A 13,266-nucleotide genomic window follows, 5' to 3' on the forward strand; every position below is an offset into this window, starting at 1 on the left:
ACTTCTACCCAACCTTCTCGATGGAACAGGGCCGAATACAGGCATTTACTCACTCTTTCCAGGTATGTTTGACAACACTAAGGTTCAGTGGATTGCAGTTTGCTCAGCCTGGTAATGAAAGCAATCCCACTGCGGCTGCCTTTATAGTTTCTCATCTCAACAGACATAGTCTCGTTGTAGACGAAATCTCACCGGACTGTATCCTGCATATATACAATCCGGAAGCAACGTGTTCGCCATTCTGACTCCTACCGTCCCAGACATAGGAGTGCTGTCCGACTCCAAGATCAGATTCTACAAGAGAACAGACAATCCTACCGGAAAGGTCAAACACTATAATTGAAGTGTGTCCCGGTTCGGAAAGTTCAAAAGAGATGGATGCGGTGGAGCGGAAGGGATTCGGGCTTGCACACAATCCAAATCTTGGAGTGGGTTTCAGTCCTATCCCTGTCTCGGTAACAGTGAAGTTAACAGTATCGACGGCAAAGGCGATTCCCTCATCGAAAGCGGTGACTATAAGCTCATTCTTGCCGATATCTGCGTAGAGGTCACCCAGATAGGTGTACTTCAGACCGGTACCGAAGGCGTAGAGATTTCCGTCAATCGCTGGGATATATACAATCCCGTCAGTGATTGCAGGACTACCCAGGAAGCGGTTCGCAGTTGTCATGTAGGTCCAGACGGTATCTCCCATAGCACCGTCCAGTGCAATTACTCTAGCACTGTCGTTGAAAGAGTATTCCCCAAAGAACACCATTCCGTCCGCTACTCCGGGTGAGCCATGTATCTCAAAATTACTGGTCCAGTTCATGGTTCCGTCCAGAGCAAAGACTGAAGCAAAAGGCGGATCCTGTGCGCCGACGTAGAGATTACCGCCATGATAGGCGGGAGTGGCGGTAATGCTATTTCCAAAATCGTTTTCCCAGACGGTCTCTCCGGAATTGGCGTCTATAGCACGTAAGTATCCATCAACTCCACCGATATATATTACTTCGTCAAATAGGGTTGGTGAGGAATCCCAGTAGCCATCATATGCGTCGGTATTCTCCCAGATAATCGAGCCTGTATTTGCATCCAGGGCATATAAAGGACCCGCATATGTTGGAACAAATACCATACCGTTCCAGATTGTCATGCAGCTTGTAGTCGCCCCGTAGAAATTATTCTCCCAATGTTCGAATCCGGTCTCAGCTTCAAGGCAGTATACCCAAGTGGAGCATGGGCTAAAAAAAACTTTACCACAGTATACCTTTCCATTATCCACAACCGGTGTACTGCCAAAAGCATTTGCTTTACCGAAGCTCCAGATCATATCACCCGTTAGGGCGTCAAGGCACCAGATAGAATCACTTGCAGTATATAGCCTACCGTCTTTGACTGTGACAGCATCGTCTGTGTTACCGATTCCAGTGAATATCCACTCTACTTCGCCGGTGACCGCGTCCAAAGCGAACAGCGTATCACCACCTTCGTTCTGCGGGTAGTAAACTAACCCATCGACTACTACAGGTGTTGGAAATTCGTGGTCTGTCCCGGTAATAGGTGCTGTCCAGAATATTGTGTTGTCATATGGGGCTGGAGATTCCGAATAACCATGGTGCAGATCGTTCTGCATGTAGGTATACCAGTCGGTATTCAGCCTCGGAATCTGGATCACCGTCTGATTATTGAGGGAGTAGTGGACCGAGTCGGCTTTCTCGTTTTCGTTCTCCACAATAGCCCTGACGGTGAGAGAGTCGCCAATCCAATAGCTCTGTCCGTCGACAGGTTCAGTGATTGTAAGATTGGTGGTGGTTATCAGGAATGTCGTGAGGAGCGTTCCGAAAATCATTCTGTCCTCTATTCACTTTCGTAACAGTGTTTGAAACAAATTAAATTTCTATCACTCTGCCTGCTCCGCCCTCGATACACTTGTCCGGGAAACGTGCCAGGATCTCATCCTTCAGCTTTGTGCAGTGTGTGGGGCATACAAGAGGGATATCCTCGAGAAGATCGAGTTCGCTGAACCCGTGGAATCCGCCGATCAGAGCATGAATACTTCCGAATTCCCTTGAGATCTCAAGTATCTCCGGAATGCCAGGATGGGAACATCCCGTTATAACAACCATACCTTCAGGGGAATCCATGACCATCGACTGTTCAAAATCATCAAGCTCACCTGTTGTGTAAATTCCTTCACAAATGCTGCCGGGAGAGGATGCAATTATGGTTTTGTGAGTACTCGAGAAGTCAAAAGCAGGAGGGATAACAAGTATAGCATGGTCATTGTGTTTCAGAAATTCTTCGAGTCCGTCGGCATGGTCCCAGTGAGGGTGTGATATGAAGATAATATCTATACGGTCGGGATCAATCTCAAGGATCTTCATGTTTTCCATCAGCTCAGGGCCGGTTGGACCAGTATCGAAAAGCACCACCGGTGAATCCCTGCGCTCCACCAGGCAGGAGAACCCCCATTTGGCGTTCAGATCGGGAACATGTGCTGTATTATCGTAGAGTATCGTGATTCTGATCGTGTACTGATTCATACCAACCTCTTTTCCAGAATTCGCCGTAACTGAATATAGCTCAGCAAACGATATTAGACATGATGATTGAACCAATACTTTCGATAGGATAAATAACCCTTATTGGAAACCTCAGCAGGAGAGGCCGTCCAACCGTTATGCCTAACAGCCTCTTGGCGTATGAAGTTAGAATCGCGTTAGGAGAACCAAGGAAGTGCCACCCACTAATAAAACGACAAATGAAGGCTACATTCTTAAACTCATATTCCAGCAATGACAGCAGTTCTAATAGCTTCCACCATGGATACTAATTTAATACAAGCTCATAATCGACCTTGAAAACAATATTGTTGTTTGTCGGAAGAGCAGATAAATATGAATGTGAATATGTATTGAGCCAACTATATTAAATTATGTAATTATTATCTATGAAAATGGAGTATAATAGAATGAAGTATTGACTTAGAGAAGCTGTATTAAATCACGAGAATGAGGGAGCAGGTACTGTTGACACATGTCAACAGTATTGCATATTACTTTATGAGAAGAAAAAAGCATCCGCAGAAGGAAATAGAAGAAGCTGTTAAATATGCAGAAAGCAGGGGGTGGAAGTATAAGAAAGCCGGGAAATCAGCACATGCTTGGGGTAGACTTCTATGTCCTGAAGCGAGTGTGGAAGGATGCAAGATGAGTATATGGTCAACACCAAGAAACATTGAGAATCACGCAAAACAAATTCGACGGAAAGTAGATAGCTGTCAACATCGAGAGGATGAGAAGGGTGAAAGCAATGAATGAGAATTATCACTTCGTTATTGTGCTATCCGGAGTTGATACAATCAGTTCAGAGCTTGAAGATAGCCTTTTTGAATCTGGATGTGATGATGCTCTGATAGCCTCCAGAAATTCTGTTGTATATCTTGTTTTCGATAGAATTGCTTCTTCGTTTATTGATGCAATATCATCTGCGATTATGAATATTCGATCATCAAAGTTAAAAATAGGCATTTCTCACATAGAACCAAGTGATATTGTTTCATTGTCTGAAATTGCACGGAGAGTAAACAGGACGAGGGAGTCCATTAGACTGCTCGCAAAGGGTGATCGTGGTGATGGTTCATTTCCATTGCCTATTTCAGGTGTCGACGAATCTAAACAGCTCTGGAGCTGGATTGAAGTGGCTAATTGGTTTCTTGAAAAAGATATGCTTAGTGAGTCAGACTTTGATAATGCTTTAATCATTAGAACAATCAATGACAAGCTTACTGAATTGGATCAAACCTGCGAATCAATCATTTATTCAGCAGCACTTCCGATGCAAGCAAGAGCATATCTAAGAGAATATACGAATACTTCACTAATTAGAGGTCATACTGATTGTTTCAAAAGTACTGTGAGTATCCCCCTTCAGAATGAATTCACGTTCTTCCTTGAGAAACAGAATGAATTCGTTGAGAATTTCGCAGGAGAATACTTGATCATTCATAACAGGCGACTGATTAACAAATTTAGAACGGCGAAAGAAGCATATCAATACGGAGCAAGTAAATTTACACCTGGTACTTTCCTTATTCAAAAATGTGAACCTGGTCCTCTAGCTTATAGCAAAGCTTGTGTTTCCACGGTTCGATATACTAAAGGGTTGGAGGAAGAATTTGCAGAAACTCATTAAGCGAGAAATAAAAGCTCGTTTCAATTGGTTCACAGGTCGAGCAGATGGGCTTATATCCGAGTTGATATCACCAGTGGAAATTCTTGCATCGTATGGGCATGATAGTGAAGTAGAAGTAATAAGGGAGTCTTCCATTTTATGGCGTGCTTTGTGGGATACAGGTGCAACTACGTCATTAATAGCTCCACATATTGTTGAGAAATGCAATCTAAAGCCAATTGGTGTTCTTGAGGTTGCAGTTGCAGGTGATATTCATCGTGTGAGTTCCTATTTTGTAGATATTCGGCTTCCTAATAACGTAACGATTGCTAACATGACTTTAGGCTGTATGGAACTCCCGAATAACATTGATGTGTTAATTGGTATGGACATAATTACGCTTGGAGATTTCGCTATTACAAATGCTGGCGGTAGAACATTGATTTCTTTTAGAATTCCATCGCTTGTTTACATTGATTTTGGAAGACAAGACTCTCCGGTAGTTGCACCAGCTCTTTTTGTTGAAATGGATCAGCCATGTCCTTGCGGGAGTGGTCAATCATTTCGAGAGTGCTGCTACAAGACCAAGGAATGAATCATACTAGACTTGAAAATTAGACTTGGGAGATAAAGGATTTTTCATTAGTTCTGATTTACTCTATGTATTGAATCCTCAGCAGTAGAGAACTCAACAGTGAATTAGAAGATCAGTTTACTTCATACAATCAAGATTCCTTATCAATAGCATCTTTCATGTGCAAATTCATCTTACGGTCGAAACTGCTCACATTTGTGAGACTGAAAGGCTTAACCTTTTGAGATAGCTCATCCGGGGATTGTATTTCAGTTCGAAAAGCATCCACCATGGGATACCAAACAGTGCCACCCACTAATAAAACGACAAATGAAGGCTACATTCTAGAACTCATATTCCAGCAATGACAGCAGTTCTAATAGCGTCCACCGCGGGGTACCAACGTAAACATGGAATAAGGGCCGGAGCAATGAATGCCCCGGCCCCGTCCTTATCGGGAGAAAAGGTTAAACCCTGTTCTCCCTGCATTTGTATTCGTTTCCTACCATGTGCACCTCCTCTGTTGGGGTTTCGGATATCAGAAGGCTGAGGTTGGAGTTGGTAGAAGTAATAGACTAAAAGGCCTCTTCATCTGTCAAGTTTGGTTCTTCATCGCCGGCTCATTCCCCGGATATGAACGCTTCACCATTCCATGTGTACGTGTCGGATGTTCTCTGTGTTTCAACGTAACCGTCTGCGTCATCTTCCCATTCTTCCAGGATCCCTTTAATTGTGACTTCGTTGTCTACTCCACACGAGTCGTCAGGGAGCACGAATGTCTCATTGAAGCTGTAGCAGCCAGCATCGGACTGCGAACTGGCATGCGGTCCCATATGAAGATCTGTACCGGTCCATGCGAAAAGAACATCGCGATTTTCATATCCGCATGCTTCGTAGATAAAGGAAAGTTCAATAAGGTTTTCTATTCCGACGAATCCATCTGCCTGAAGTTCCATTCCTCTGATGCAGTAGCTGTATGGAGACTGTCCGTAACCTGCGCTGACCGGACGGAAAACCTGTTCTGCAAGGATCTCATCCGAACTGATTATTCTCGCTGCTGAAATGAAACAATGTTCCTCCGGATTGAATCCGGTGACTGTGAAAACAAAAAGTGTATCACCGCCGAGTGCAAGGCTGGTCATTGCAAGATCGGGTCCGGGAATGTAGCCGGTACACTCAATACCATCGTATTCAAATGTAGCTTCATACCAGTAAAATGGCATTCCATCAGGTAAGGTGTCCTTTCCAGAAGATCCTGTTATATCGAGTTCAGTTCCCATCGGAAGCCTGAAACCCTGTGAGCAATCAATGTCCGGATAAGACAGGATCACTGCAGTATTCGAGAATACAACTGTCCTGTCATCTGTGAAATCTCCATACCAGTAATCCCCATATACTGCTGAAGAAGCGATCAGTACGATTGATACAGCTGTCAGCTTCATTGAGATACTCTTAATATTCATCATTCTTACTCCTGATTACTGATTGTTATTGAAAAAGGTCGGGTTAACTGTCGATTACTTCCTGCAGTACATATGCTATCTGTGAAATTGAATAAGGCTTAAGCATGACTCCACTGAAGCCGTATGTCTCATAGTTTGACATCACAGGATCTGTTGAGTACCCGCTTGATACGATTGCGCGGACATCAGGATCAATTGAGAGCAGTTCCTTTATTGTATCCGTGCCGCCCATGCCGTTCGGGATTGTAAGATCCAGGATCACAGCGTCGAAAGAATTCCCGTTTTTCATGCTGTCGCTGTACTTTTCTATGGCTTCACGACCATTAACAGCACATTCAACTTCATATCCAAGACGGTTAAGTATTGCTTTCACCGTATCCCTTATAATCTCCTTGTCGTCCATTATGAGTATCTTTCCTTCAGCCACAGTGAGGAAATCAATTTCCATCTGCTTCTCTTCCATTATATCGGATACTGATGGAAGATATATGATGAACTTACTTCCGGAGTTGATCCCGCTCTCGACCAGAATATGTCCGTGATGTTTATGAATGATTGAATAGGCCGTTGACAGACCAAGACCGGTTCCCAGCTGCTTTGTTGAGAAGAATGGATCGAAAATTATGGTTAGCTGTTCTTCAGGAATACCTATTCCTTCATCTTCTATCTGTATTTTGATATATGAATCTTTTTGTAGCGGGATAATGCTGTTATCGGAGATGTCTGTGTTTTCCGCGGATATGAATATTCGACCGCCTTCGGGCATTGCCTGATTGGCATTGAGAATAATGTTGTTAATCACCTGCGTGATCTGTCCCGGATCAGCGCTTATCAGCCGGAGGTCTTCAGAAAAATTAAATTCGGCGATAACATTTGATCCACTGAGAATAAAGTTGCATGATTCCTGAAGCAGAGTTGTAATTGATAAAAGATCCTTCACAGGCTCTCCGCCCTTCGAGAAAGTCAGGAGCTGTCTTGTAAGAGCGGACGCCTGGCTTGCTGCATGTTCCGAACTGGTAAGTATCTCGTAGATATTGCTTCCGGGTTCAACCATCAAGCGAGCAAGTGAGATATTTCCTATTATCACCGCAAGGAAATTATTGAAATCATGAGCTATTCCTCCCGCGAGAATTCCGAGTGATTCCAGTTTATCCATCTTGCTCTGTTCCTCGTCGAACAATTTGAGAGCCGTTATGTCTCTACCGACTCCGAGAACTGCGTATTCACCATGGTACGTAATACTCTTCGCTGAAAATTCTATATACCTTTCTATACCGTCCTTTTTCACTACCCTTACCTGAAATACCGAGGGTACATCGGCTCCGCTTTCTCGTAATAATTCATATTCGCGGATTCTCTCAAGGTCTTCAGGATGGGCCAGTTCCCAGAACTTCATGCCGGCCAGTTCCACCTTTGTGTAACCTGTCATATCACACATTCGATTATTTACGAAGAGAAAGCCGCCTCCGGCATAGATATAGATACCATCATGACTATGCTCGACGAGAGTTCGGTATTTTTCCTCGCTTTCGCTGAGTTCCGCGGTTCTATTCCGTACAAGCTCCTCAAGATGGAAGCGGTGGTTTCTAAGCTCTTCTTCGACTTCCTTGCGGCCGGTAATATCTCTGACTGTGGCCTGGAGCATGGTATGGCCCTGAAGTTCTATCCTGCTAAGTAGTACCGAAGCCTGGAAAATTTCTCCATCTGTTTTACTGTGAGTCCACTCGAACAGATTTGAACCTGTTTTTACAGCGGATTCTATCATCATCTTTGCCTTGATTGATGAAATCTGACCGTCAGGCTGGTATTCCGGGGAAAGCTCCCATGGTCGACAGGATGTAAAATCACTTTCGCTGTTGCATCTGAACAGTTCTATCGTAGCCGGGTTGCCGGCTGTGAAAGACCAATCCGGTGGCGCTAGCATCATGATTGCATCTCTGGATGAATCGAAAAGAGTTCGATATTTCCGTTCGCTTTCCAGAAGCTGCTTTTCTGCTTCATGGCGAATTGTAATATCCTCGAAGCTCAGGAGTATCAATCTTTCTTCACCTGGCTGCTGTGCTGTGTCTGTTGCGTTAAGTGACATAGCCCGGTTACCGATATGAATCAGATCCAGATTTACTTCATATTCATTGAAATCCTGGTGTATGGAGAGCAGTTCATTGAGCAGTTCTTTCAGTTCCGGGACATTCAGAAACCTGTTACCAATTGAAAAAATTGACTGATCGTATATGGCTGAAGTATCTATATTGAATACCTGAACAAAACTCCGGTTTGCGAAAACACAATTCAGATCGGAGTTCAGAATCAGAATGGGTTCTCGAACTGCGGCGATAATGTTCTTGTAAAATTCAAGGTTTTCCTGGCCGCCAGCTGCTCCATGATATGAGCATGGTTCTGCGGAGTTCTTTTCACTGATATCTTGACCGGGTTCAATCAACTCTTCAGGTGGATCATCTTTGCTCTTGTCCCGATTATCCATAATTGTTCCTCGCATGAGAGAATAAACACACGTATTGCTGTCATATACTAATCAGGCATAATAAAACAAGTGCGGATTAAACCATATCTGAGATGAATTATTTCTGAACTGAAGACGAGGACACGAGACAAATCCAGTTCTGTGAGTTTGTTTCCGTAGCCGGGACAGTGAATTCAGAAGGCCGATAATCTGAGACGTTCCGCTGCCTCCTCAGGCGTGATGTCCCTCTGGGATTCGGCAAGCATTTCATAGCCCACCATGAACTTGCGCACAGTAGCGGATCGTAGAAGTGGTGGATAGAAATGTGCATGAAGATGCCATGATTCTATTTCAAGTGGGTCAGATGGCGCTATATGCCATCCTGAGCTGAACGGCATCGGTGTTTTGAAGAGGTTGTCGTAAGCCAGGAGAAGCCGTTTCCATATTACAGCCAGAGAAATCTTCTGTTCATTATTCAGACCCGTAAGAGATGCTGAGTGATGTTTTGACAGAAGCATCGTTTCGAATGGCCATTCAGCCCAGTATGGCACAAGAACTGTCCAGTGGTCGTTTTCAAGGACGATACGTTTACGTTCAGCAAGCTCGTGCTTTTGAACGTCGCAGAGGAGACATGTTCCGTTATCACGCAGGTAATTCGCCTGGTGATAATCCTCTGAATCGACTTCACCCGGAACAGATCCTGATGCCCATATCTGACCATGCGGGTGGGGGTTGCTGCAGCCCATCATGGTTCCCCGGTTCTCGAATATCTGTACATAGTTGATATCAGGAATATTCATCAGTTCAACGATCTGATTTTCCCATGTATCTATGACGGCAAGAATTGATGTTTCATCGAGGTCGGTAACAGAAATGTTGTGAATCGGTGAATAGCAGATAACCCTGCAGATACCGGTTTCCATCATACCCTGTTTCCATGGGGGATTGCTCTCGGATGAATCGTCTCCGCCGTACACCAGGGCGGGAAAATCGTTGTCGAATACGAATACCTTATCGTAGAGTGGATTCCGTTCTCCATTTGCTCGAATGCTACCCGGACAGAGCTGGCATTCAGGATCGAATTCCGGCAGCGTTACGTTATCATCAACGGTTTCAATGCTTCCATGCCATGGTCTTGCAGAACGATTCGGCGAAACCAGTACCCATCTTCCCGTTAATGGATTTAACCTTCGGTGAGGTTTCTCGTAATTCATCGACGTTTCCCTTCACAGGACATTATTCCGTCAATGCCTGAAACCGGAAGTGCCGTTCCGTTTCGACCGGTTTTCTTTCTGTAATCTGACAGAGTTGCGATGATGAATTCCTCAGCCATACTCCCTGTCACAAAATTGACCGTACATCCTCCGAATCCTCCCCCAGTCATTCTTGCAGCGATACAACCTGGAGCATGACATGCTGCTTCAACCATGCAGTCCAGTTCAGGACAGGTGACTTCGAAATCGTTTCTGAGGCTTTCATGGGATTCCCTGAAAAGATGACCGATACGGTTTTCATTCGATGCCTGAAGCGCTGATGCTGCTTCGGTTACTCTCAGGTTCTCCGAAACCACATGACGGCATCGGCGAAGGAATACACTCGTGTTGCCGGTGATCTTCTCCAGCTGGTCGAGATCACGAGGTGACACATCACGAAGTGAGGTGAATTCTTTTCCCGCTCCTCTGTACAACTCGACTATTTCAGCGCACTGGCGGCGTCTTTCGGAGTATTCCGAAAATGCGAGATCATGCCTTACACCTGTATCCATTATTACAAGAGACCAGTCAGAGGGAAGTGGTATGTGATCAACCTGAAGCGATCTGCAGTCGATGAGAAGAGCGTTGCCTTTCCGCGAAAGGAGTATTGAGAGCTGATCCATGATTCCGCATTTCACTCCGGCAAACTCATGCTCGGTATTCTGCAGTGTTCTGGCGAACTCAAACGGGTTAAGTTCAATTCTGTTCAATCTGGCGGTAATAATGCCCAGACCCGCAGCAAAGGCTGCCGAGCTGCTCAACCCGCCGCCAACAGGAAGATCATTCTCCACAAGCAGGTCCATTCCGACCTGTTCATCCTCGTTCATGAGAACTGTACGTATAATTCCCTCCGCGAAGCGCTTCCATCCCGACAGTAAAGGATTCATTTCGTTCTCACGGAAAAACCGGTGCAGCTCTCCGAATGCTGTTGAATGAATTTCAATAGAACTGTCCTGCCGGGTTCGCCCGGTAACATGAACATATCGGTTCACAGCGACGGGAAGGACAAGGCCGTCGTTGTAATCAGTATGCTCGCCGATGAGGTTAACGCGACCGGGAACGGAAATCCTGAAGGGAACCTTTCCCTGACCGAAGATCTCCTCAAATCTATCCCGGCATATCAGTGTATCTTTCATCAGTCCGACAGGTTCTCCGATATCCAGACAAGCATTCCCCCTGCTCGCCTGTTGTTCCACAGGCAGTATGGAATTGCTTTAATTTCCACCGGCATGGTTTCCGTTGCTCCGGGTCGGTACAGATGATCAGTCCATCCTTCTCCATTCCTGATACTGGCGGCGCCTTTGATAAATGTACATCCTCCAAGGAGGTTTTCATCATACTCAGCCTTGAGTTCAGCTGACGAGTCCAGACGGATGTCATTCAGGTTCGGTGTGTTGTCCTCTTCTTCAAGACAGTAAACGATTGGACCTCTCATGATTGCAATCTTTCCACAGTTATCATGTACTTCCGGATGAGCCTCGATCTTCCGAACAGGCATAGGCAGAATGAGGTTCAGCGTGTCACCCTTTCTCCATAATCTGCGCAAATTCGAATATCCATTGGTTATCTGAAGCTGTCTGATTTCCTTTCCATTAAGTTTCAGAGATGCGTTTTCGCACCATACCGGAATCCTCAGTGACAGTGAGAACTCAACAGGTTTCTCAGGATCGATGAACAGGGTAACCGTTTCCTTCCAGGGATACTCCGTTTCCTGCCGGATGTCTACGTGTACTCCAGAAACCACGGTTTCCGCGGTGCTTCCGGCATACAGATGAACGTATATGCTGTTGTTACCGCTTGCGTAAATATATTGACCAAAGGAGGAGAGGATACGCATTATGTTCGTAGGACAACAGGAGCAGTTGAACCATTCCTGACGGGAGTATCTGTAATTATTTTCCAGACCTGATTGTGTCATTGCATGTCCGGGGCGGACTTCAAGAGGGTTTGTATAGAAGAAGCGTGTACCATTAAGAGAGACGCCACTCAGAACACAGTTGTACAGGCTCCGTTCCATTACATCAGCGTACTTCGCGATGGGCGTATCATCAATGTGCAGCATCCTGTGTGCCCAGAAGACAAGACCGATTGCGGCGCAGGTCTCGGCATATGCGGTCTCATTGGGCAGATCGTAATCCGCGGTGAAGCTTTCTCCCCGCTCAGTTGATCCAACTCCCCCGGTTATGTACATCCTTTTTCCTGTCACATTATGCCAGAGTAAACGGCATGCTTCAGCAAGTTCAGGATCACCTGTTTCAGCTGCGACATCAGCCATTCCGCTGTAGAGATACATTGCCCTTACCGCATGTCCGACAGCCTCTGTCTGCTCTCGGACGGGCAGATGAGCCTGCCAGTATTCGTAATTCTTCGCTGGATCTTCCCCCCGGGACGCAGACTCCAGATCGTAGTAATGCGGTCCTGTGCCTCGCTGGTTCAGGAAAAAGGCAGCAAGTTCAAGGTAGCGATTCTCACCCGTTGTCCTGAACAGCTTAATCAGGGCCAGTTCAAGTTCCTCATGCCCGGGGTATCCACGCTTCTGTCCCGCTCCGTTGCCGAAGACGGAATCAATGCAGTCCGCATACCTTATTATGATATTGATGAATGTATCATCTCCTGTTGCGGAGAAGTGTGCCACGGCAGCCTCGATTAGATGACCCGCGCAGTACAGCTCATGTCTGTCCCGCAGGTTGGTCCACCGGTTGGCCGGTTCTACGGCTGTGAAATAGCTGTTAAGGTAGCCGTCCGGTTGCTGGGCTTTTTCCATTAAATCGATAACTGCGTTTAGATTCTCTTTCAGCTTATTGTCCGGATGGAGGTGAAGACTGCATGCCGAAGCTTCCATCCATTTGGCAACATCCGAATCCCAGAATATGTGCGGCCTGCACGGATTCCCATCCTTCCAGTCAAGCTTCCATGCGTCCAGACGCCCTGTTTTTCTGCACTGCTCATATCCGAGCGGGACAGTTACCGTTCTATTTGTCTCTATTCTCGGCGACCAGAACAGGTCATCGACCGTTACCCTGTAGAACGGGATCGGAGTTATGCGTCCTGTAGTCATGTTCAATTTCACCTCAATCCATTTCAGAGCTCTTCTGTTCCGGTACAATATATAAAGAGCAGTCTGTGTGTTAGGATCATAATGCTCTTGACATGTAGTGCAGATACAAGTCTAATATTGAATAAAAGAGCTTTTATCTGGGCTAGGGGTTTTTCTATCAGGATCAGTTTGCAGGTGTAACCCTCTTTCAGCAAGAACATTATGTCCTGCAGCTGTCCGCAGATCTGTCAGGAATCGGAAATGATTGAAGTCGGAAGAGAGTACATAGATGATCTTACCGGTCTTTACAATCGTCGTTTTCT

Annotated in this window: 9 protein-coding genes; 2 read left to right on the plus strand and 7 right to left on the minus strand. The window is 45.6% G+C overall.

The features are described 5' to 3' along the window. Nucleotides 1-151: 151 nt before the first annotated feature. Both K8R76_06035 and K8R76_06040 read right to left on the minus strand, forming a co-directional pair. Nucleotides 152-1,831 (minus strand): PQQ-binding-like beta-propeller repeat protein, encoded by a 1,680-nt coding sequence (locus K8R76_06035; protein ID MCD4847730.1) that lies wholly within the window; start codon nucleotides 1,829-1,831, stop codon nucleotides 152-154. A gap of 40 nt (nucleotides 1,832-1,871) precedes the next feature. After that, on the minus strand, nucleotides 1,872-2,525 hold the full coding sequence (locus K8R76_06040; protein ID MCD4847731.1) for an MBL fold metallo-hydrolase: 654 nt from the start codon (nucleotides 2,523-2,525) through the stop codon (nucleotides 1,872-1,874). Between the two features lie 751 nt (nucleotides 2,526-3,276). Between K8R76_06040 and K8R76_06045 the strand changes: the two genes are divergently transcribed. Together K8R76_06045 and K8R76_06050 are read left to right on the plus strand one after the other, a co-directional pair. Further along, nucleotides 3,277-4,176 carry a hypothetical protein gene (locus tag K8R76_06045; protein ID MCD4847732.1) on the plus strand — a complete coding sequence of 300 codons (900 nt, stop codon included), beginning with the start codon at nucleotides 3,277-3,279 and terminating at the stop codon, nucleotides 4,174-4,176. Next, on the plus strand, nucleotides 4,160-4,750 hold the full coding sequence (locus tag K8R76_06050; GenBank protein MCD4847733.1) for an aspartyl protease family protein: 591 nt from the start codon (nucleotides 4,160-4,162) through the stop codon (nucleotides 4,748-4,750). The genes K8R76_06045 and K8R76_06050 overlap by 17 nt, the downstream gene beginning before the upstream one ends. Before the next feature lie 599 nt (nucleotides 4,751-5,349). Here K8R76_06050 and K8R76_06055 read toward each other — a convergent pair. From K8R76_06055 to K8R76_06075, 5 genes are all read right to left on the minus strand, one after another. Next, nucleotides 5,350-6,195 (minus strand): hypothetical protein, encoded by an 846-nt coding sequence (locus K8R76_06055; GenBank protein ID MCD4847734.1) that lies wholly within the window; start codon nucleotides 6,193-6,195, stop codon nucleotides 5,350-5,352. 40 nt (nucleotides 6,196-6,235) lie between these two features. Continuing rightward, entirely contained in the window at nucleotides 6,236-8,674 is a 2,439-nt protein-coding gene (locus K8R76_06060; GenBank protein ID MCD4847735.1) for a PAS domain S-box protein, read from the minus strand. A gap of 173 nt (nucleotides 8,675-8,847) precedes the next feature. After that, nucleotides 8,848-9,867 carry a UDP-glucose--hexose-1-phosphate uridylyltransferase gene (locus K8R76_06065; protein MCD4847736.1) on the minus strand — a complete coding sequence of 340 codons (1,020 nt, stop codon included), beginning with the start codon at nucleotides 9,865-9,867 and terminating at the stop codon, nucleotides 8,848-8,850. Further along, nucleotides 9,864-11,042 carry a galactokinase gene (gene galK, locus K8R76_06070; protein ID MCD4847737.1) on the minus strand — a complete coding sequence of 393 codons (1,179 nt, stop codon included), beginning with the start codon at nucleotides 11,040-11,042 and terminating at the stop codon, nucleotides 9,864-9,866. The genes K8R76_06065 and galK overlap by 4 nt, the downstream gene beginning before the upstream one ends. Next, entirely contained in the window at nucleotides 11,042-12,964 is a 1,923-nt protein-coding gene (locus K8R76_06075) for a glycoside hydrolase family 127 protein (protein MCD4847738.1), read from the minus strand. The genes galK and K8R76_06075 overlap by 1 nt, the downstream gene beginning before the upstream one ends. Nucleotides 12,965-13,266: the final 302 nt, after the last annotated feature.

The organism is Candidatus Aegiribacteria sp. (assembly GCA_021108435.1).
Taxonomy (GTDB): domain Bacteria; phylum Fermentibacterota; class Fermentibacteria; order Fermentibacterales; family JCC-6; genus Aegiribacteria.